We start from the raw sequence: 21,813 nt of genomic DNA, 5'->3' as shown, positions 1-21,813 counted from the left end.
TCCGCAGTGAACCTTGTGGCGAGGGGCTTGCCCCGTTCGGCTGCGCAGCAGTCGTAATCCCGGTTTTCGCGGTGTGTATGAAGGAACGCGGTTGGATGTTTTTGGGGCTGCTTCGCAACCCAACGGGGCAAGCCCCCTCACCACAGGGTATGGGGTCAGTCAGACAGGCAGGTGAATCCCGAACGTATTCATCCCATGCTCACTGCGCACAAAAACATCCCCGCCATGCATCAACGCAATCGCCTTGACGATCGCCAACCCCAGCCCATGGTTATTCCCACTGTTGCTGCGCGACGCATCCACCCGATAAAACCGCTCGAACAATCGCGACAAATGCTCACTGGCAATCGGTGAGCCCGGATTGGCCACACCAATACTCACCTGATGCTCTTCAACCACAATCCGCACCTCAATCACCTGGCCAGGCTCGGTGTGTTGCACCGCATTGCTCAGCAGGTTGATCAATGCTCGCCGCAGATGCGCGATCTCAATGCTCACCTGTGCATCACCGCTGACCCGAACCTGAACCTGAGCATCTTCAAGAATGAAATCCAGATACTCCAGGGTCGTGGCCACTTCATCAGCCAGGGACGTGGAAGTCAGTTTGGTTGCCTTGCTACCTTGATCGGCGCTGGCGAGGAACAGCATGTCATTGATGATCGAGCGCAGCCGTTCCAGTTCTTCAAGGTTCGATTGCAGCACCTCGAAATAGTGTTCGGCCGAACGTCCGCGGGTCAGCGCCACTTGCGTTTGGCCAATCAGGTTGGTCAGCGGCGAGCGCAGTTCGTGGGCGACGTCGGCGTTGAACGACTCAAGCCGCGAATAGGCCTGTTCGACTCGCTCCAATGTGGAGTTGAACGAACTGACAAACTGATCCAGCTCCGGCGGCAACGGCGACAACCGTAAACGCCCGGAGCGCAATGGCGGGGCCAGACGCTGGGCCTCCTGCGACAACTTGATCAACGGCTTGAGACCGATCCGCGCCACCCAATAACCAAGCGCCGAGGCCAGCAACACGCCGATAATCGCCAGGCTGATCAAGGCGAGCAGAAGATGATGCTGAGTCTGCAAAAACGTCTCGGTGTCGATGCCGATGATGAAACGCAGCGGCGGGCGCTGGTCCTTGGCCGGAAACTGACTGACCAGCACTTTCAGCGGGTAGGCATGTTCCGGTAATTGAAGGTCGCGCCGGCCCAGCGGCCCTTCGGCAAAGGCACGGATCTGCGGGGTGATGTTGCCGTACTCGTATTGCGAATCGCCGCTGATGATCCAGAAACTGATGCGCTTGTCTTCTTCGCCCAGCAGTTTGAGCTTGTTGTAGATCTTCACCCAGTGCTCGGGCGTGCCGAACCGTCCGACCGTAGACTCAAGCACGCTGTAGCGCGCATCCAGCTCGGCTTCGGGCAACAACCCCAAACCCTTGTCGACCTGCTGGTACAACGCCCAGCCGATCAACAGAAACACCAGCAGTGCCACCAGCGTAAACATGCCACTGAGGCGCAGGGCGATGGAGTTACTGGACACCGCGACTCTCCAGCACATAACCCATGCCACGAATGGTGTGCAGCAACTTCTCGTCGAAAGGCCCGTCGAGCTTGGCCCGCAAGCGTTTGATTGCGACTTCGACGACGTTCGCGTCGCTGTCGAAATTGATGTCCCAGACCATCTCGGCGATGGCGGTTTTCGAGAGGATTTCACCTTGGCGTCGGGCCAGCACGCTGAGCAGTGAAAACTCCTTGGCGGTCAGGTCCAGGCGAGCACCGGCGCGGGTGGCTTTACGGCTGATCAAATCTATCCACAGGTCGGCGATGCTCACTTGCACCGGTTCATGGCCGCCGCTGCGCCGGGTCAGCGCTTGCAGGCGTGCCACCAGTTCAAGGAAGGAAAACGGTTTGCCGAGGTAATCGTCGGCGCCGTCGCGCAGGCCTCTGATCCGGTCTTCGACCCGCTCGCGGGCGGTGAGCATGATCACCGGGGTTTGCTTGCGGGCGCGCAAGGCACGCAACACGCCGAAGCCGTCGAGACCCGGCAGCATCACGTCGAGGATGATCACCGCATAGTCGCTTTCCAGCGCCAGGTGCAGGCCCTCGACGCCGTCCCGGGCCAGGTCGACGGTGTAACCCTGTTCCGTCAGACCGCGGTGCAGATAATCCGCGGTTTTTTCTTCATCTTCGATAATCAGAACGCGCATGACCCCGCCTCAGTCTGTGGTCGCCATTGCCGGTAGCGGCAATGGTTTGGGCCGATGGAAAAGCCGCTCCAGCCACAAGTATATGACCGGAGTGGTAAACAGCGTCAGCGCCTGACTCACCAGCAAGCCGCCGACTACCGCAATACCCAATGGCTGGCGCAGTTCGGCGCCGGTGCCGTAGCCGAGCATCAGCGGCAAGGCGCCGAGCAGGGCGGCGAGGGTGGTCATGATGATGGGCCGGAACCGCGTGATACAGGCCTTGAAAATCGCCTCTTCCGGCGGCAAGCCACCCTTGCGCTGCGCTTCGAGGGCGAAGTCGATCATCAGGATGCCATTTTTCTTGACGATGCCGATCAGCAGCACCAGCCCGATCAGCGCCATGATCGAAAAGTCCTGGCCCCAGATCCACAACATGATCACCGCCCCGAGTCCGGCCGACGGCAGAGTCGAGATGATGGTCAGCGGATGGACGAAGCTCTCATAGAGCACGCCCAGAATGATGTACACCGCCACCAGCGCCGCCAGAATCAGCCACGGTTGGCTGGCCAGCGAACTCTGGAACGCCTGGGCTGCGCCCTGGAAGTTACCGCTGATGGCCGTCGGCATGCCGATGTCGGTTTTGGCCTGATTGAGCATGATCACCGCATCACCCAACGCGACGCCGGGCGCCAGGTTGAACGAGAGGTTGGCGGCCGGGAACATCCCGTCGTGGGCGATGGACAATGGGCCGATGGTCGGCGCATCGAATTTCGCCAGCGCCGACAACGGCACCATTTCCCCGCTCAACGGCGAGCGCAGGTAGAAGTAGTTCAGGCTTTCAGCCTTGCCGCGCTGCTTGGTGTCCAGTTCCAGGATCACGTTGTACTGGTTGATCTGGGTCTGGAACTCGTTGATCTGCCGCTGGCCGAAGGCATCGTACAACGCTTCGTCGACATCGCTGGCGGTCAGGCCGAAACGCGCGGCGGCGCTGCGGTCGATGCTGATGTGGGTGATGCTGCCGCCCAGTTGCAGGTCGTTGGAAATATCACGGAACGCCGGGTTGGTCCGCAGTTTTTCCGTCAGGCGCTGGGTCCAGGTACTCAGCACGCCACCGTCGTTGCTCTTGAGCACGTATTGATACTGGGCGCGGCTCGGACCGGAACTGAGGTTGATGTCCTGGCCGGCGCGAAGATAGAGCACTATGCCGGGGACTTTCATCAATTGCGGGCGAATCCGGTCGATGAACTGGCTGGCGCTCACATCGCGATCACCGCGTGGTTTCAGCGCAATCCAGAACCGGCCGTTGGCGATGGTCTGGTTGCTGCCCGACACCCCGACCGAGTGGGAAAACGCCTGCACGGCCGGGTCAGCCGCGACGATTTCCGCCATCGCCAAGTGCTTTTTCACCATGTCGCCGTAGGAAATATCAGCAGCCGCTTCGGTGGTGCCGAGGACGAAACCGGTGTCCTGAATCGGGAAGAAACCTTTGGGGATAAAGATGTAACCGGCAATCGCCAGGCCCAGCGACAGGCAGAACACACCGATCATCAACTTCTGGTGGGCGAGGGCGCGGCGCAGCAGTTTTTCATAGCCATCCAGCAAGCGTTCGCCGAAGGTCTTTTTACTGTGAGCGTGATGCACCGGTGCGCGCATATATAGCGCGGCCAGGGTCGGCGCCAGTGTCAGCGACACCACTACCGAAATCAGAATGGTCGAGGTCGCCGTCAGGGCAAACTCTTTAAACAGCCGCCCGACCACGCCGCCCATGAACAGCAGCGGAATAAACGCCGCCACCAGCGAGAAGCTGATCGAGACCACGGTGAAGCCAATCTCGCCGGCGCCTTTGATCGCCGCCTCGCGCATGCCGTCGCCGGCCTCCAAGTGACGGTGAATGTTTTCCACCACCACAATCGCATCGTCCACCACAAACCCCACGGCCACCACGATGGCCACCAGGGTCAGGTTATTCAGACTGAAGCCCATGATGTACATCAGGGCGAAACTGGCGGTCAGCGACACACCCAGTACGGCCGACACAATCATGGTCGCCGACCATTGGCGCAGGAACAGCGCCATCACCGCCACCACCAGCATGATCGCGATCAGCAGGGTGATTTCCACTTCATGCAACGATGCGCGAATGGTCTGGGTCCGGTCGATCAACACCTTGACCTGCACCGAGGCCGGCAGCATCGCTTCAAGGCCCGGCAGTGCAGCTTGGATACGATCGACCGTTTCGACAATGTTCGCCCCTGGTTGCCGGGAGATCACCAGGTTCACCCCCGGTTGATCGCCAGCCCACGCCTGAACGTAGGCATCTTCCGAACCGTTGACGACTTTGGCGACATCCTTGAGGTGAACCGGTGCACCGTCCTTGTAGGAAACGATGAGTTGGCTGTAATCCTCAGGGTGGAACAGCTGGTCGTTGGTGGACAGGGTCGAAATGCTCGACTCACCGTACAACGCACCTTTGGCCAGGTTAAGGCTGGTCTGCTGGATCGCCAGGCGAATATCGGCCAACGTCAGGCCGATGGCCGCGAGTTTGTCCGCCGAGGCCTGGACGCGGATCGCCGGACGTTGCTGACCGGTGATGTTGATTTGGCCTACGCCATCGATCTGACTGATCTGACGCGACAGCAGGGTTTCCACCAGGTCACTGAGTTCAGTGCCGGGCATTTGGGTCGAGCTGACGCTGAGGATCAGCACCGGGCTGTCGGCCGGGTTGACCTTCTTCCAGGTCGGCAGGGTCGGCATGTCCTTGGGCAGTTTGCCGGCGGCGGTGTTGATCGCGGCCTGGACTTCCTGGGCGGCGGTGTCGATGCTCTTATTGAGGGTGAATTGCAGGGTCAGCAGGCTCGAACCCAAGGCACTGCTCGACGTCATCTGGGTCATGCCGGGGATGGCGCTGAATTGCACTTCCAGCGGCGTAGCCACCGACGACGCCATGGTGTCGGGGCTGGCACCGGGCAGTTGCGCGGACACCTGAATGGTCGGGAATTCTGCTTCCGGCAACGGGGCGATAGGCAGCCGCGGGAAGGCAATGACGCCCAGCAACACCAGAGCAAAGGTCAACAGGATGGTGGCGACCGGGTGATCGATGCACCACGCGGAGGGGCCCTTCATTGTTTAGGCTCCGCTTGCACCACTTGCGGCGGCTCGGTCAGCACCTGCACGGTCGAGCCGGGCTTGAGCCGGGACTGGCCGTCGCTGACCAGCACATCGCCCGGTTTGACGCCGGTGATGATGTCCTGGCCGCTGCCCTGATAAACCATCTGCACCTGGACGATCTCGACCTTGTCGCCGTTGACCCGGTAAACGAAATGTTGATCGAGGCCGCGCTGTACGACGGTCGGCGGCACCACCAGCGCATCTTTATCCAGCGCTGTCTGAATTTTTACCGTCACCAACAGGCCGGGCCAGAGCTTCTGGCCGGCGTTGTCGAATTCAGCCTTGGCGCGGATGGTCCCGGTGTTGGCGCTGATCTGGTTGTCAATCAGCGTCAGGTGGCCTTCGCCCAGCAGGTTGCCGGTTTCGCCATCGGTGTCGGCGCCGATGTAGGCCTTCACCTGAGCGCGCTGCGGGTCGCTGATCAAACCTTGCAGGGTCGGCAGCATTTGCTGCGGCAGGGAAAACTCCACGGCAATCGGGTCGATCTGGGTCACCGTGAACAGCCCTTGGGCGTCAGCCATGCGCAGGAAGTTGCCTTCGTCCACCGTACGAATACCGACGCGACCGGTGACCGGGGAGCGAATCTGCGTGTAGGAAAGCTGCACCTGAGCCGCGTCGATGGACGCTTGATTGCCTTGGGCGGTGGCTTTGAGTTGGTTGACCAAGGCCTGTTGCTGGTCGTAGGTCTGCTTGGACACGCCGTCATCGACGCTCAGCAGTTTGTAACGCTTGAGGTTGACCAGCGCCACTTGCAGCTGCGCCTGGCTTTCACCCAGTTGGGCGCGGGCCTGGTCGAGGCTGGCGCGGATTGAGCGGTCGTCGATGGTCGCGAGCAAATCGCCGGCCTTGACCAGTTGACCTTCCTTGACCAGCAGCTTGGTGAGGATGCCGTCGATTTGCGGGCGCACCACAACGCTGTGCAAAGACAGCACCGAGCCGATGCCGCTGACGTAGCGCGGCACATCCTTCTCGGCAACCGCAACCACCCGCACCGGCACGGCGGTAGAGACGGCGAGTTTGGCCGTGGTCGGTTTGGTGGCGTACCACAAGCCCAGTGCTGCGACTGCAATCAGCAGGGTTGCGATCAAGGCGGGTTTTTTCTGAATTCGCATGCTTGTGGGGCGCCGGGCTAGAGGGACGGGAATATGGACAGATTTTATACCTCTCCTTATAGCCCTGTTACCCGGTCAGCAAAGTGACTGCTAACTGACGGCGCTGTCAGTTTGGGGGCGATGCCGGCATTCAGATAGACCGCGTTATCGTTCTTCGCGAGCAAGCCCGCTGCCACAGGGGACCGCATTCCAATGTGGGAGCGGGCTTGCTCGCGAAGGCGTCAGAACAAACAACACAAAACCCTCTGACCGACACTTGTCGATCATTCCCACACTCACGTGAGGAAATGCCGACAGGAATGCCCTCGGTGTTTATACGAGGGTCTGAACCGTAGAACTTTCCCACGACATTTTCAGGTTGTCCGTCGGACGCTGGCTCTCTAGTCTTTTGGCTGTCGCTGACCCATCAGCGATCGGGTGTGAGAAGCCCGAGAGTATGAATCTGGCGCCAGTACCACCATAATTGCCGCCAGCTTATCCGCTGCCAGTGATGTTCTATGGCGGCTGTGTGCGGGCAGACTTCGGTCTGGCCGGTTCTACTCCCGGTTTTCTCACCCTGCACATAGCTGCCACCACCTCGCCGTGTGAGAAACGGCAAGTGATGGCTCCAAACGAGTAGATATTACAAATGAATAAAATTGTCCCCGATCCACCCGTCAATACCTCAGAAGCCGAAGAATTACTCAAGGACCGCGAAGCCACCCAACGCGCCCTCGACTACTACCTCAATCCCGCCGACCCCAACGCCGCCAAGCCCCGTCGCCCCAGCACCATGTTCCAGATCGCCCCAAACGTCGACACCGAAAGCCTGCTGGCCCACGCCACCGAATCGTTGGCGTCAGCGAGCGTCATGATCAGCGACTTCGCTAACAACCTGAGCGGCCCGCAGCGCAACACCGCGTTGGGCATCCAGCAAATCATCATGCAGGCGGAATTGGCGGTGAGCCGAGCGTTGGATAACGTCGACCCGGCGTAGACCGCGTTATCGTTCATCGCGAGCAGGCTCGCTCCCACAAGGACACCGCCGTACCTGTGGGAGCGAGCCTGCTCGCGATGGCGTCAGCCCAATCAACACAAAACCCACAGACCGACTACTTGTCGCTTGAAACTCGCCGCTTGCACCTTGCCGGCCCCGACACAGGTATACTGCCGCCTTTCGCGGCCCACCCACCGGGCGCGACTCTTTGTGCACCACCCGGAGCTTTCATGACTTCCCCGACACAACCGCCGGTCGCCGACGCTTTGAGCGACGACCCGGCAGACCTGCCAGACAGCGTCGACTCCAGCGCAGACAGCGAAACCAAAGCCGCGATCCCGGCGTTCAAGTTTCCGTTCAAACCGGGCGAACTGGCTGCGGCCAAGAACGCCAACCAGCCGTGGTACAAGAACGGCGCCAAAAACGGCCACACCAAAACCCCAGGCGCAGCGCCACCGGGTACTCGCCGTTCGATGGGTAAACGTTGACCGTCAGCGCTTGTTAGAAAAAAGCCTTTCTAATATCGAGACTGTTCCCACAAGGATGAGCGATTCGTCCTCTGGGAAAGTCGGTGGTCACTCGTCGAAGATTCACTTCCGTGAATATTCGATGAAGGCCACCGAAATGCCTCTGCTAAAAATCCTCTCTGTATTGTCGCTGGCGGTCCTGACCACCGGTTGTGTGTCGTCTGCGGCCGATCCACAGATCCGCTTCGGGGTCGAAGCCCTGGTCCCGCCGTTCGAAAGCCGTAACGACAAAGGCGAACTGGTCGGGTTGAACATCGAACTGGGCAATGCGCTGTGTGCGGAACTCAAGTCCAGCTGTGTCTGGGTCGATCAGGATTACGCCACCAATATCGAAGCCCTTGAGGCCAAGCGTTTCGACGTGATCATGCCGATGACTGCCACGCCGGCGCGTCGTGAGCGGATCGACTTCACCGACAACCTTTACCCCTAAGCAGCCGTTTGGTGGCGCGTGAGGGTTCGGATCTGCGCCCGACGGCGGAGTCGCTCAAGGGCAAGCGCATCGGCGTGCTCGAGGGCACCAGTCGCGAGGCATTCGCCAAGGCCCGCTGGGCGACGGCAGGTGTGGAGGTTCGCAGTTTCAAATTCAACAATCAGTTGATTGCCAGCCTGCAGGCGGGGGAAATCGACGCCACTGTGCAAGACGCCATTGAAATCAGCCATGCACTGTTGAACCATCCCCATGGCCGCGATTTCTCCTTTGCCGGGCCGGCCCTCGATGACCCGATGCTGGGCAGTGGCGTGGCCATGGCTGTGCGCAAAAGTGACACCGCGCTACGCGACAACCTGAACGCCGCATTGGAGCGTCTGAAGCAGAACGGGCAGTACGCGTTGATTACTCAGCGCTACTTGCCACCCGTAGCCGTCAACGCTCCAATCTATTTTCCTAACGACGAAGGCCTGCCATTTTCCGATGCGGTGCAATTTGGCGAGACCATTTATCTGTCCGGTGTCCTTGGTCTTGGGGTTGACGGTGAACTGGTCAAGGGCGGTATCGGCCCACAGATGACCCAGACCATGGCGAACCTGCGTACCGCATTGCAACGCAGTGGTTCGTCCCTGGCCCATGTGTCCAAATGCACGGTCATCCTTGCCGACATCAAGGATTTCAGCGCGATGAATGAGGTGTACAAGCGCGCCTTCCCGGCGGATCGTTTGCCGGCTCGCACCACATTCGTCGCCAAGGCGTTGGTGCTGGACGCGCGGGTCGAGGTTGAATGCCTGGCGGTGGCTGCTCGCTGATTCACGTCAGGAGTGATGGCTAAATGCCGGGAGACTGAGCCAGATCAGTGTTTGTGGTTTCAGCGCGTTTAGAGTCAGCAGCCCTGCCGACTCTTCCCAATAAAACGAGCGCGCTATCCATGAAGATCAACCTCCTGGTAACGGGCCGCGCCGTGGAGTATCAGTCGGTTCGCACCAAGCCGAATGCCCGGCAGGTAGAGGCTGCGGAAAAAGCCTACGCGCAACTTCGTAGTGGTCGGAGTGGCTGGTCTGCCGCCATCGCGAGCAAGCTCGCTCCCACAGGGGATTTGTGCACGACACAGATCAAATGTGGGAGCGAGCTTGCTCGCGATGGGGCCATTACAGGCGCCACATGCCTGGGATCAGGCGGCCCGCAACGAGATAAACGCATAGTTAACCGGCGCCTCAGTCGTCACTTCACCCCCAGCCGCCAGCACTTGCCCGGCAATGTCCTCGCCGGAGACGTGAAACAGCCATTCACTGCTCGCAGCTTCCAACGGTTGCGCCACGACTTGATCAATGACCGAAGCAAAAGCCCCCATCTCCGGCAAATAAGCGGTAAACCCATCGCCCTTCAGCGCTGTCGTGCGAATCCCCAACAACCCGCAAATCGCATCCTTGGTCTGAACATCATCGCGATCCGCCTGGCGTGAGTTCTGGATCAGCGTCTTCAACTCCTGATCCACCAACTCGCCACCCACAATCAGGTCCGGCCCTTGTTCCCAGGACTCGGGCGGGCATTCCTTCACTGCCGGGTTCAGCGGGATGTGCGGATTGATTTCCATTGGGTAGATGCGGCACACCAGCGGCCGGCGCTCATAGATGCGGCAGAGATTCTCTTCGTCAAGATTCCGGCAGCGGCCGACGTTGTAGGCCGCGAAGGTGATCGCGACGTACGCCTCGGTTGCCCCGCTGCGAACCAGCACCGAACGACGTTCGGCGTGTTCTCGCTGCAAGAGAGGCAGGCCCAGGCCATTGCCCAGAAAGCCTTCCACCAACACGATCACCTGGCCGCCATCGTCAGCCCACATGCGGGCTTCCGTCAGGGTCAGGGGGACATGGTGGTCGTTGCAGCATTTGCCGCAACCTACGCAGGAAAACGTCGTGTTCATTGTTCGATCGATCGCCGGTAAGGTCATCAAATGGCGACAGAAAGCCATCGCCAAGGCGTGTCTCGAAGCAAGTTATGCGCCACTCACGGCTTCTTGGCGGTCGGGCGGATGGAGTCCCATTCGGTGACGTAGGCGGTTTTGGTTGCCTTGTTGTAGAGGCATAGCTCGGTGCCTTGTTGGCCCTTCATGTGCTTTTGCGGGTATTGGCCTTGCAACAGGAGCGCGGTGTAGCCAACCCGGTCGTCGAATTGCGCGGCGGTGCCGACGGGTTTGGCGTCCTTCAGGCCGCTGGCCTTGGTGCAAGTGGCGAGGACGGCTTTGTCGTAAGCGGCCCAGGCGTCGGGGCTGGCGGCGTGAGCTTGGGTGGTGAGGGCGGTGAGGGAGAGTAAGAGCAGGGTGGTGGTTTTCATTATTTGGGCGTCCTTGGGCGTGATTTGGCCAAGGTTGGAGTATGCCTGATGGTTGTGTGGTGTTTGTGCGGGCCTCTTCGCGAGCAAGCCCACTCCCACAGGGGGAATGCATTCCAATGTGGGAGCGGGCTTGCTCGCGAAAGCGGTGTTAGGCCGGAACGGGTTCCCGGCGAACCACCCGCATCCCGGCACTTTCATACAATCCCTGCGCCCGAAGGTTGTCTTCCAGCACCTTCAGATCAACAAACCCCTCGCGGCGTTGCTGAAACGTTTTGAAAGCATGTAGCAGCAAAGCACGACCCAGCCCAAGACCCTGAACCCGTGGATGCACCACCAGGCTCTTGATGTAGGCGCTGGTCCAGCACTGGCAAACGCCGACGATGCCCTCGGCGTCCAGCGCGATGAAGCACAGGCTCGGATCGTATTCAGGATCGGTTTCAAAACGCTGCTGCCAGACGTCCAGCGCCGGCACGCGACCGCCACCTTCGCGATAGCCAAGTTCCATCAGTTGATGCACGGCTTCAGCGAGTTCGGGGCGGTATTGGCGCAGTTCAATGCCGGTTGGCCAGGCGATGTCGGGCACAGCCTCAGCGAGGTTGCGCCGCATCAAGAAGCAAAAGTCCTCGGCCACACTCAGTGACCTTGCTCGGCGACAGCCTTGGCGGCTTCGATCAGGCACCTGGTCAGTTCTGGCGAGGAGAACTTGGTCAGTACCGCGTTGGCGCCGGCCAAGCGCGCTTTTTCGCTGTTCATCGCGCTGTCCAGCGAGGTGTGCAGCAGCACGTAGAGGTGCGAGAAGTCCGGGGTTTCGCGCAGGGTGCGGGTGAAGGCGTAGCCGTCCATCTCCGACATTTCGATGTCCGAGACGATCAGGTTGATCTGCTGGGCAGTGCCTTGCAGGTCCAACAGGCAATCGATGGCTTCCTTGGCGCTGCGGGCGGTGTGGCATTGCAGGCCGAGGTTGCGCAGGGTGTGCACCGATTGTTGCAACGCGACCTGGCTGTCATCGACCACCAGAATCCGCGCGTTACCGAGGACTTCAGCATCTTCCATACTCAGTTCGGTCGGCGCCGTTTCGATCTGCGCCGGGGCGATGCCGTGGATGACTTTTTCGATGTCCAGTACTTGCACCAGCACGCCGTCGACCGAGGTCACGCCGGTGATGTACGAACGCACGCCGCCAGAGCCGAAGGGCGGCGGGCGGATGTCGGTGGTCAGGCAGTGAACGATCTTGCTCACCGCTTGAACGTGCAGGCCCTGCTTGGAGCGGCTGACGTCGGTGACGATCAGGCAGCCGCCGTTCGGATCTTCCAGCGGCCGTTCGCCAATGGCGCGGCTCAGGTCGATCACCGACAACGACGCGCCGCGCAGGGTGGCGATGCCTTTGACGTGAGGGTGCGACTCCGGCAGCTTGGTCAGCGGCGGGCAGGGGATGATTTCACTGACTTTCAGCAGGTTGATCGCCATCAGCTTGCCGCTGCGCAAGGTAAACAGAAGAAGCGAAAGTGAATCTGCGCGGGCTTTGGTGGAGGACATAAAAACCTTCTTTGGAGAAAGGTGATGGGCGAGTGGAACGTCGCCAAAAGCTATTGATGCCGGGTTATCGACTTGATGGGGGCAGGCTTTAGGCTAAATAGCCATTCCCGGCCCAGTGGTGAACCCCTGTGGCGAGGGAGCTTGCTCCCGCTCGGCTGCGCAGCAGTCGCAAAACCTGCAAATGCGGATTGCCTGATACAACGCGTCGCCTGATTTGGGAGCGCTTCGCACTCCAGCGGGAGCAAGCTCCCTCGCCACACAGATTACTGTTTTCTTCTTGGGCGACTATTTCATTCCCAATCTTTTGGCCATCCGCCCAAGGTTCGCCCGATCCAAGCCTAGCTCACGGGCCGCACTCGCCCAATTGTTATGGTGGCGTTCCAGACAGGCGTTGATCAGTTGACGCTGATACTCCTCGGTCGCCGCCCGCAAGTCACCCGCGACCAAAGCCACAGGGCTGACGGCCGGTTGCTCGGCTGGCACCTCAACGCTGCCATGGGGCAAGTCCAGGTCCGCCGCGCTCAAACTGAGAATCTTCGGCCGTTCCTTGCAGTTGCCCAGCGCCTTCAAGGCACTGCGGCCAATCAAGTGCTCCAGTTCCCGCACGTTCCCCGGCCACTGATACGCAAGCAGCGCCGCTTGGGCATCGCTGCTCAGGCGCAGGCTGTTGAGGCCCATGCGCGAGCGGTTCTGTTCGAGGAAGAAGCCACTGAGCAGCAACACATCGCGCCCGCGATCCCGCAGCGCCGGCACCAGTAGCGGATACACGCTGAGGCGATGATAGAAGTCGGCGCGGTAGCGGCCGCTGCGTACTTCTTCGGCGAGGTCGCGGTTGGTCGCCGCGATCAGCCGCACGTCGACCTGATGCTCTTTATCCGAGCCCAATCGTTGCAGTTGACCGCTTTGCAGCACCCGCAGCAGCTTGGCCTGCACGGTCAGGGACAGTTCACCCACTTCATCGAGGAACAACGTGCCGCCATTGGCCAGTTCGAACTTGCCGCGCCGGTCGTTCATCGCCCCGGTGAACGCGCCGCGCACATGACCGAACAGCTCGCTCTCGACCAAGGTGTCCGGCAGGGCGGCGCAGTTGAGGCTGATGATCGGTTTGTCGGCGCGTGGCGAAGCGGCGTGAATTGCCTGGGCTACCAGCTCTTTGCCGACCCCGGTTTCCCCAGTGATCAGCACGGTCAGGTCGCTGCCGCCCACCAGGTTGATTTCTTCCACCAGGCGTTTGTGAGCCTTGCTCTGGCCGATCATCTCGCGGTTCTGCTGGCCGCTGGCCTGACGGTAGATCTCGGCGCGCTGATGTTCGTCTTCGACGCGAGTGGCCAGCCGTTCGATGCGCTCGGCGGCGTTGACGGTCGCGGCGGCGAGGCTGGCGAAGGCTTCCAGGGCGTCCAGTTCGATCGGCTCGAAGCGCTCCGGGTCTAGCGCATCGAGGGTCAACAGGCCCCACGGGCGCTCATCGATAAACAGCGGGCAGCCCATGCAATCATGGACTTCCAGATGCTCGTCGAGGCCATCGACCAAACCGTCGTAAGGGTCGGGCAGGTCGCTGTCGGCGGCGAAGCGGGTCGGCCCGGGGCTGCTGAGCAGCGCCTCGAAACGCGGGTGTTCGCTGATTTTGAAGCGCCGGCCCAAGGTATCGGTGCTCAAGCCGTCCACGGCCAGCGGCACCAGCCATTCGCCGTCGAGACGCAGCAGGGCAGCGGCATCGCAGGGCAGCAGGGCGCGCATGGCTTCGAGCAGGCGCCGATAGCGCTCGCCTTCAGGCAATTCGCGGGACAGGTCGGAGACCAGCGGGAGCAGGGCAGTGAGCAGGGATTTTGCAGTCATAGTGACTCCATGTAGTCGATATGACTATAAAGCACTGCGTGTCGATATGACTATGGCGAATACAAGTTATTGATTTATAAAGTTTTAATTCTTGGCATGGAAACTGATAAGTAAAGGGTATTCACATAAAGCTCAGGAGTCGCCCTTATGCTTAGCGTTCAAGACCGTGCCATCGTCAAATCCACCGTGCCGCTGCTGGAAAGCGGTGGTGAAGCGCTGATCACTCACTTCTACCGCATGATGCTCTCCGAATACCCGGAAGTCCGCCCACTGTTTAACCAGGCCCACCAGGCCAGCGGTGACCAGCCTCGTGCGTTGGCCAACGGCGTGCTGATGTACGCGCGGCACATCGATCAGCTCGACCAGTTGGGTGACTTGGTGGCGAAGATCATCAACAAACACGTGGCCCTGCAAATTCTTCCGGAGCATTACCCGATTGTCGGCGCGTGCCTGCTGCGCGCGATTGCCGAAGTGCTGGGTGATGAAATCGCCACCCCTGAAGTCATCGCGGCGTGGGGTGCTGCCTACAACCAATTGGCCGACATTCTGATCGGTGCCGAAACCAGCATCTACGACCAGAAGGAACAGGCGCCGGGCGGCTGGCGCGGGGCGCGGGAGTTCATCGTCGCGGCCAAGGTCGAGGAAAGCGCGGAAATCATCTCGTTCTACTTCGAGCCCGCCGACAAAGGCCCGATCCTCGCCGCCGAGCCGGGTCAGTACATCGGCATGAAGCTGATCCTCGATGGCGAAGAGATTCGCCGTAATTACTCGTTGTCCTCCCTGTCGGACAACGGCCAGTACCGCATCAGCGTCAAACGCGAAGCTGGCGGCCGCGCCTCCAATCATTTGCATGATCAACTGCATGTGGGCGCGAGCATTCAGCTGTTCCCGCCCTCGGGCGAGTTCACCCTGACCGCCAGCGACAAACCACTGGTGCTGATCAGCGGCGGCGTCGGCATCACTCCGACGTTGGCGATGCTTGAAGCGGCGCTGGCGACCGAGCGGCCGGTGCACTTTATTCACTGTGCGCGTAATGGAAGTGTTCATGCGTTCCGTGACTGGATCGATGGTTTGGCGGCGCGTCATCCGCAGCTCAAGCGCTTCTATTGCTACGCCGAAGACGATGGCGTGAGCCCGGTGGCGGACAAGGTCGGGCTGTTGAGTCAGGAGCAGTTGGGGGCGTGGTTGCCGCAGCAGCGGGATCTGGATGCTTACTTCTTGGGGCCGAAAGGCTTTATGGCGGTGATCAAGCGTCATTTGAAAGCGCTGGGTGTGCCGGAGAAGCAGAGTCGTTATGAATTCTTTGGGCCGGCTTCTGCTTTGGAGTAACAGTCGGAGACCGAGTCGCTTGCTCGCGAATGGCCACACCTCGGTCTAAATTCTGGAAAACGCTCAAAAGTTAATCCCTTCTTAACCGGTCTATCGTCTATTCCCCGACATCTACCGGCGCGCACCTGGCTCTCAACAGTCACGGTCTGCGTGTAGACTTCCGGCAATCGATATTTAGAAGGGAAACGCGATGAGTGACGAAACGATGCGATTGGGCCGTGAACGGCGTTATCTGGTGTTGCTGGGCATCATCTGCCTGGCATTGATCGGCGGCGCGCTGTACATGCAGGTGGTTCTGGAAGAGGCGCCGTGCCCGCTGTGCATCCTGCAGCGCTACGCGTTGTTGCTGATCGCGATTTTCGCTTTTATTGGCGCCGCCATGCGCACTCGTCGCAGTCTCACGGTGTTCGAGGTGCTGGTGGTGATCGCCGCGCTCGGTGGCGTTGCGGCGGCCGGGCATCATGTTTATACGCAGTTCTATCCGGCGGTCAGCTGTGGCGTCGATGTGCTGCAACCGATTGTCGACGGCTTGCCGCTGGCGAAGATCTTCCCGCTGGGCTTCCAGGTCGACGGCTTCTGCGACACGCCGTACCCGCCGATCCTGGGCCTGTCCCTGGCGCAGTGGGCGCTGGTGTCGTTTGTGCTGGTGGTGGTGCTGGTGCCGTTGCTGGTCTCGCGTAACCGCAAGGCGCTGCGCTAACCCGTCGCGCTAAACAAAAAACGCCCCGGTCCTCGTAATGAGGGCCGGGGCGTTTTGCATTTCAGAGCTCAGGTAAACAGATTGTGATGTGTGGCAGCGAAGGGGGTGCGACATGTGCGACATGTTGTCACAGCTTGAGTGTCGCAAGGCATTTCAAAAGGCGGAGTTCGTGCATAGCTACGCAATGAAATGACCGGTTCGGAGCCTCCACTCATTCAAACCCCATTGTGCTTAAACAGGCAGTTTTAACAGGGGCCGACGAAGCCTCAGAACCCTGCCAAATCGGGGGTTAGAAGGGTCGAAGGAAGGCAAAGCGCCATGAAGGCTGTCTGAACTGTGGGTGGTAGCCCCACAAAATTTGGTGTTTTTGTTGAGAATTTATTTCGATACCATGCTGAACTTTTGCAAAATCCGTTAATGATTGTTGCTGGAACGGATAAAAATTATTTCGAGATGAGACATGGTTTATACAGCGCGACGTATCTACAATCGCCCGCACTGAATTCCCGGCACTGCTCTCGACTGAGCGGAATAGGGCGTCGAGAAGCTTAACGGCTTCATGCGACCTCCTGGTGTTGGTGCCTTTCCGACTATCCGCACCAAATGGAATTGGTCTGTAACAAGGCCTTTGACCACGAATTCGAATAAGAACTCACCGCTAGCCCAGGTTTTGTCGAACAGCGTCTGACGCGCGACGGGCAGCCCTTATTCAATCAAAGAAAATGCCAACCCTTGGCAGGGTGAAGTGTTGGCGATCAAAACCCAACTGCATTGCGCAAGCTGCTTTAGAGGTCGTGAGATGAGTAAAAACAGGTACCCCAGACTACTAGGCTTATTGCCGCTGATCGGCACGTTGTTGCTGTCAGGCTGCAACATGACCTTGCTCGACCCCAAGGGCCAGGTGGGCCTGGATGAGCGAAACCTGATCATCACCGCAACGCTGCTGATGCTGTTGGTCGTTGTGCCGGTCATCGTCATGACGTTCCTGTTCGCCTGGAAATACCGCGCTTCCAACCAGGACGCGGTGTACGCGCCTAAATGGTCGCACTCCACCAAGATCGAAATCGCGGTGTGGGCTGTTCCGGTCCTGATCATCATTGCCCTGGGTTACGTGACCTATAAGTCGACCCACGCACTGGACCCTTACAAGCCGCTGGAATCCGACGTCAAGCCGATCACCATTGAAGTGGTCTCCATGGACTGGAAGTGGCTGTTCATCTACCCGGAACAAGGCATCGCCACCGTTAACAAACTGGTGTTCCCGGCCAACACGCCAGTCAATTTCAAAATCACCTCCGACACCGTGATGAACTCGTTCTTCATCCCGGGCCTGGGCGGCCAGATCTACGCGATGGCGGGCATGCAGACCAAGCTGCACCTGATTTCCAACCAGAACGCTGAATACGACGGTATCTCCGCCAACTACAGCGGCGCGGGTTTCACCGGCATGAAGTTCAAAGCTATCGCCACTTCCCAGGCGGATTTCGATGCGTGGGTCAGTGATGTCAAGAAGGCACCTAAACAGCTGGAAAAAGCTGAATACGAAGCCCTTTCCAAACCAAGCCAGAACAACCCAGTCGAGCTCTACGCCTCGTTCACGCCAAACCTGTTCCAGATCATCCTCGACAAGTACGAAGGCATGAAACCGGGCAAGCCAATGGAACACGAAGGTAAAGAGCACGAAATGGCCACCATGGAAGGGATGGACATGAGTTCGCATTCAGCTGCCGGGGCAGAGGAGTAAACGATGTTTGGTAAATTAAGTTGGGAAGCGATCCCGTTCCACGAGCCGATTGTGATGATTACCATCGCCATGATCGCGCTCGGGGTCTGGCGGTATTTGCTGCAATCACCTACTTCAAGAAGTGGACCTACTTGTGGACCGAATGGCTAACGTCGGTCGACCACAAGAAAATCGGCGTGATGTACATCATCGTTGCCATGGTCATGCTGCTGCGCGGCTTTGCCGACGCCATCATGATGCGTACCCAGTTGGCCATGGCCACCGAGGGTTCGCCTGGCTACCTGCCGCCTGAACACTATGACCAGATCTTCACCGCTCACGGTGTGATCATGATCATCTTCATGGCGATGCCATTCTTCACCGGCCTGATGAACCTTGCAGTGCCGCTGCAGATCGGCGCGCGTGACGTTGCCTACCCGTTCCTGAACTCCCTGAGCTTCTGGCTGCTGGTCTCCGGCGTCGTGCTGGTGAACGTGTCCCTGGGTGTCGGCGAATTCGCCCGTACCGGTTGGGTTGCGTATCCACCGCTGTCGGAACTGGGCTACAGCCCGGGCGTGGGTGTGGACTACTACATCTGGGCATTACAACTGTCCGGGCTAGGTACGACACTGACGGGGGTCAACTTCCTGGCCACCGTGCTGAAAATGCGTACCCCAGGCATGAAGATGATGGACATGCCTATCTTCACCTGGACCTGCACCTGGGCTAACGTCCTGATCGTGGCTTCGTTCCCGATCCTGACCGCTACCCTGGCACTGCTGACCCTTGACCGTTACATGGATTTCCACATTTTCACCAATGAACTTGGTGGCAATCCAATGATGTACGTGAACATGTTCTGGGCCTGGGGTCACCCCGAGGTTTACATCCTGATTCTGCCGGCGTTCGGGGTCTTCTCCGAAGTCATCTCGACCTTCTCCGGCAAGCGTCTGTTCGGCCATCACTCGATGATCTACGCGTCTGGCGCGATCTCGATCCTGGGCTTCATGGTTTGGCTGCACCACTTCTTCACCATGGGGTCGGGTGCCAGCGTTAACGCCTTCTTCGGTCTGGCGACGATGCTGATCTCGATTCCGACGGGGGTGAAGCTATTCAACTGGCTGTTCACCATCTATCGCGGTCGTCTGCAGTTCACCAGCCAGGTTCTCTGGACCCTGGGCTTCATGGTGACCTTCGCCATCGGCGGCATGACCGGCGTACTGCTGGCCATCCCGGGTGCTGACTTCGTCCTGCACAACAGCCTGTTCGTGATCGCTCACTTCCACAACGTGATCATCGGCGGCGCCGTGTTCGGCTACATCGCTGGTTTCGCCTTCTTCTTCCCTAAAGCGTTCGGCTTCAAGCTGCACGAAGGTTGGGGCAAGGCAGCGTTCTGGTTCTGGATCTCGGGCTTCTTCGTCGCGTTCATGCCGCTCTATGCACTGGGCTTCATGGGCATGACCCGTCGTCTGAACGCCACCACCAACCCTGAGTGGGTGCCTTACCTGCACGTTGCATTGTTCGGCGCGTTCATGATCGCTGTCGGCATTGCCTGCCAGTTGATCCAGCTGTACGTCAGTGTGCGTGACCGCAAGAAGCCAGAGAACATGTGCGAACACGGCGATCCGTGGAATGCCCACACGCTGGAATGGTCGACCTCGTCGCCACCGCCGTTCTACAACTTCGCCGTACTGCCGAAAGCCCCAGGCATCGACCCGTTCACCGAAGCCAAGGAAAACGGTACTGCGTACCAGACTCCGGTCAAGTACGAGCCGATCCACATGCCAAACAACACCGCGACCGGCCTGGTCATGGGTGCTCTGTTGACCGTGTTCGGTTTCGCGATGATCTGGCACATCTGGTGGATGGCCATCTTCGGCCTCGCCGGTACCGTGATCTACTTCGTTATCCATGCTGCCCGTGATGACCAGGGCTATATGGTGCCGGTCGACGTGATCGAGCGCATCGAAGCCGAGCAGCACAAGCGTCTGGTAGCGGCCGGGAAAGTCCCAGCTGGCGCCACCCGTGTTGAAACCTCGTTGGAACAGGCTTAAACCATGTCGAACTTAGTGACCAATGCTGGACACACCCATGTCGATGAACATGGGCACGATGACCATCACCACGACTCGGGCGAGATGACCGTATTCGGTTTCTGGCTCTACCTGATGACCGACTGCATTTTGTTTGCGTCGATCTTCGCGGTGTACGCGGTACTGGTTAACAACGTAGCGGGTGGCCCGTCGGGCCACGACATCTTCGAACTGCCATACGTGCTGGGCGAAACCGCCTGCCTGTTGCTCAGCTCGATCACCTACGGCTTCGCCATGCTGGCGTTGTTCAAGGGCAACAAGAAGGCAGTGTTGGGCTGGTTGGCCATCACCTTCCTGTTCGGCCTGGGCTTCATCGGCATGGAGATCAACGAGTTCCACAAGCTGATCTCCGAAGGCTTCGGCCCTAGCCGCAGCGGCTTCCTGTCCGGGTTCTTCACCCTGGTCGGCACCCACGGTCTGCACGTGACCAGCGGTCTGATCTGGATGGCGATCATGATGTATCAGGTCAACAAGCACGGCCTGACGTCGACCAACAAGACCCGCCTGAGCTGCCTGAGCCTGTTCTGGCACTTCCTGGACGTGGTGTGGATCTGCGTATTCACCGTTGTTTACCTGATGGGGACCCTGTAATGGCTAATGCAGCTCACTCAAATCATGGCCACGATGCCCACGGCCACGACAGCCACGACGATAGCCATGGCAGCGTAAAGTCCTACGCCATCGGCTTCATCCTGTCGGTAATCCTGACGATCATTCCGTTCGGCCTGGTGATGTACCCATCGCTGCCGAAAGTCTGGACGCTGTGGATCGTACTGGCCTTCGCAGTGATCCAGGTGCTGGTTCACCTGGTGTACTTCCTCCACCTGGACCGCTCTGCCGCCCAGCGTAACAACGTGATTGCGTTTGTGTTCGCTGCGATGGTGATCGTCCTGCTGGTTGGCTTGTCGCTGTGGATCATGTTCAGCATCCACACCGTCATGATGGCGCACTGAGGAAAGTCCGGATGTCCTTTAAGCACTTTATCCAAATCACCAAACCGGGGATCATTTTCGGTAACGTGCTTTCTGTGGCAGGCGGGTTTTTCCTGGCCTCGAAAGGGCATGTCGATCTGGCCATATTCCTGGCCGCCATGATCGGCACGTCCCTGGTGGTGGCTTCCGGTTGCGTGTTCAACAACTGCATCGACCGCGACATCGACCTGAAGATGGAACGCACCAAGAACCGGGTGCTGGTCCAGGGCTTGATCTCCCTGAAACTGGCCCTGATCTACGCGACCGTCCTGGGCATCGCCGGCGTTGCACTGTTGTACAAGGTGGCCAACCCGTTGGCCGCGCTGTTCGCCGTGATCGGTTTTGTCATCTACGTCGGCTTCTACAGCCTGTACCTCAAGCGCAAGTCGGTTCACGGCACGCTGGTGGGCAGTCTGTCGGGCGCCATGCCGCCGGTGATTGGTTACGTTGCCGTGACCAACAGCTTCGACATGGCTGCGCTGACCCTGCTGGTGATGTTCAGCCTGTGGCAGATGCCGCATTCCTACGCCATCGCAATCTTCCGCTTCAACGATTACCTGGCCGCATCGATTCCGGTGCTGCCAGTGAAGCGCGGGATCCAGGTCGCCAAGAAGCACATCCTGCTCTACATCCTGGCATTCCTGGTCGCGACCTTGATGCTGACCTTCAGCGGCTACGCCGGCATGAGCTACCTCGCCGTCGCCGCGGCCATGGGCATGTACTGGTTGTACATGGCCTGGACCGGTTACAAGGCAGTGGATGACACGGTCTGGGCACGCAAGCTGTTCGTGTTCTCGATCTTCACCATTACCGCGCTGAGCGTGATGATGTCGCTGGACTTCAAAGTGCCGAGTGAGCTGTTGCTGACTTATGCGCCTTAAGGTTTAGCCGCTGTACGAAAAGCCCCGCCC

The 21,813-nt window shown here is 59.4% G+C and carries 17 protein-coding genes and 2 pseudogenes; 10 read left to right on the top strand and 9 right to left on the bottom strand.

The features are described 5' to 3' along the window. Positions 1-159: 159 nt before the first annotated feature. The 4 genes from RHM58_RS02610 to RHM58_RS02595 are packed head-to-tail and all read right to left on the bottom strand — an operon-like array spanning position 160 to position 6,450. Positions 160-1,524 carry a heavy metal sensor histidine kinase gene (locus tag RHM58_RS02610; RefSeq protein WP_201206537.1) on the bottom strand — a complete coding sequence of 455 codons (1,365 nt, stop codon included), beginning with the start codon at positions 1,522-1,524 and terminating at the stop codon, positions 160-162. Further along, positions 1,514-2,191: a heavy metal response regulator transcription factor gene (locus RHM58_RS02605; protein WP_201206535.1), complete on the bottom strand. Its 678-nt coding sequence runs from the start codon at positions 2,189-2,191 to the stop codon at positions 1,514-1,516. Before RHM58_RS02605 ends, RHM58_RS02610 begins: the two co-directional genes overlap by 11 nt. A gap of 9 nt (positions 2,192-2,200) precedes the next feature. Continuing rightward, positions 2,201-5,293, bottom strand: coding sequence for a multidrug efflux RND transporter permease subunit (locus tag RHM58_RS02600; protein ID WP_322269601.1), 3,093 nt, complete (start codon positions 5,291-5,293; stop codon positions 2,201-2,203). Beyond that, positions 5,290-6,450 carry an efflux RND transporter periplasmic adaptor subunit gene (locus RHM58_RS02595; RefSeq protein ID WP_201257066.1) on the bottom strand — a complete coding sequence of 387 codons (1,161 nt, stop codon included), beginning with the start codon at positions 6,448-6,450 and terminating at the stop codon, positions 5,290-5,292. The genes RHM58_RS02600 and RHM58_RS02595 overlap by 4 nt, the downstream gene beginning before the upstream one ends. 628 nt (positions 6,451-7,078) lie before the next feature. Between RHM58_RS02595 and RHM58_RS02590 the strand changes: the two genes are divergently transcribed. The 3 genes and pseudogenes from RHM58_RS02590 (at position 7,079) to RHM58_RS02580 (ending at position 9,192) form a co-directional block, all read left to right on the top strand. Next, a complete protein-coding gene (locus tag RHM58_RS02590) occupies positions 7,079-7,426 on the top strand; it encodes a DUF6124 family protein (protein ID WP_322269600.1) in 348 nt (115 codons plus the stop codon). A gap of 230 nt (positions 7,427-7,656) precedes the next feature. Next, positions 7,657-7,914 carry a hypothetical protein gene (locus tag RHM58_RS02585; protein ID WP_213938545.1) on the top strand — a complete coding sequence of 86 codons (258 nt, stop codon included), beginning with the start codon at positions 7,657-7,659 and terminating at the stop codon, positions 7,912-7,914. A 136-nt stretch (positions 7,915-8,050) separates the two neighbouring features. Then, a pseudogene (locus RHM58_RS02580) lies at positions 8,051-9,192 on the top strand (transporter substrate-binding domain-containing protein). Positions 9,193-9,554: 362 nt separating this feature from the next. On the opposite strand, the gene RHM58_RS02575 reads toward RHM58_RS02580, so the two are convergent. The 5 genes from RHM58_RS02575 to norR all read right to left on the bottom strand — a co-directional run bounded on the left by RHM58_RS02575 (position 9,555) and on the right by norR (position 14,086). Next, positions 9,555-10,304 carry a YkgJ family cysteine cluster protein gene (locus RHM58_RS02575; protein ID WP_201206523.1) on the bottom strand — a complete coding sequence of 250 codons (750 nt, stop codon included), beginning with the start codon at positions 10,302-10,304 and terminating at the stop codon, positions 9,555-9,557. An 83-nt stretch (positions 10,305-10,387) separates the two neighbouring features. Next, entirely contained in the window at positions 10,388-10,714 is a 327-nt protein-coding gene (locus tag RHM58_RS02570; RefSeq protein ID WP_201206519.1) for a hypothetical protein, read from the bottom strand. Between the two features lie 148 nt (positions 10,715-10,862). Continuing rightward, positions 10,863-11,321 (bottom strand): GNAT family N-acetyltransferase, encoded by a 459-nt coding sequence (locus RHM58_RS02565; protein WP_201206517.1) that lies wholly within the window; start codon positions 11,319-11,321, stop codon positions 10,863-10,865. 26 nt (positions 11,322-11,347) lie between these two features. Continuing rightward, positions 11,348-12,250, bottom strand: coding sequence for a chemotaxis protein CheV (locus RHM58_RS02560; protein ID WP_201206516.1), 903 nt, complete (start codon positions 12,248-12,250; stop codon positions 11,348-11,350). A 285-nt stretch (positions 12,251-12,535) separates the two neighbouring features. Further along, positions 12,536-14,086, bottom strand: a complete 1,551-nt coding sequence (gene norR, locus RHM58_RS02555; RefSeq protein ID WP_201256280.1) for a nitric oxide reductase transcriptional regulator NorR — start codon at positions 14,084-14,086, stop codon at positions 12,536-12,538. 147 nt (positions 14,087-14,233) lie between these two features. Here norR and hmpA point away from each other — a divergent pair, with 147 nt between their 5' ends. The 7 genes and pseudogenes from hmpA to cyoE all read left to right on the top strand — a co-directional run bounded on the left by hmpA (position 14,234) and on the right by cyoE (position 21,783). After that, positions 14,234-15,415, top strand: a complete 1,182-nt coding sequence (hmpA, locus tag RHM58_RS02550; RefSeq protein WP_201206512.1) for an NO-inducible flavohemoprotein — start codon at positions 14,234-14,236, stop codon at positions 15,413-15,415. Between the two features lie 190 nt (positions 15,416-15,605). Continuing rightward, positions 15,606-16,115: a disulfide bond formation protein B gene (locus RHM58_RS02545; RefSeq protein WP_149658143.1), complete on the top strand. Its 510-nt coding sequence runs from the start codon at positions 15,606-15,608 to the stop codon at positions 16,113-16,115. Positions 16,116-16,914: 799 nt separating this feature from the next. After that, complete coding sequence (gene cyoA, locus RHM58_RS02540; protein ID WP_201206510.1) at positions 16,915-17,859, top strand: ubiquinol oxidase subunit II; 945 nt, start codon at positions 16,915-16,917, stop codon at positions 17,857-17,859. Positions 17,860-17,862: 3 nt separating this feature from the next. Further along, positions 17,863-19,892: pseudogene (cyoB, locus tag RHM58_RS02535) on the top strand (cytochrome o ubiquinol oxidase subunit I). A 3-nt stretch (positions 19,893-19,895) separates the two neighbouring features. Further along, positions 19,896-20,522 (top strand): cytochrome o ubiquinol oxidase subunit III, encoded by a 627-nt coding sequence (locus RHM58_RS02530; protein ID WP_054613570.1) that lies wholly within the window; start codon positions 19,896-19,898, stop codon positions 20,520-20,522. After that, positions 20,522-20,884: a cytochrome o ubiquinol oxidase subunit IV gene (gene cyoD / locus RHM58_RS02525; RefSeq protein ID WP_201206506.1), complete on the top strand. Its 363-nt coding sequence runs from the start codon at positions 20,522-20,524 to the stop codon at positions 20,882-20,884. Before RHM58_RS02530 ends, cyoD begins: the two co-directional genes overlap by 1 nt. An 11-nt stretch (positions 20,885-20,895) precedes the next feature. Next, entirely contained in the window at positions 20,896-21,783 is an 888-nt protein-coding gene (gene cyoE, locus RHM58_RS02520) for a heme o synthase (RefSeq protein ID WP_123410182.1), read from the top strand. The last annotated feature ends 30 nt before the right edge of the window (positions 21,784-21,813 follow it).

The sequence above is a fragment of the Pseudomonas sp. 10S4 genome (genome assembly GCF_034344865.1).
GTDB lineage: Bacteria > Pseudomonadota > Gammaproteobacteria > Pseudomonadales > Pseudomonadaceae > Aquipseudomonas.
Note: the sequence above shows the minus strand (reverse complement) of the source record. Positions and strands in the feature narration are given on the sequence as shown.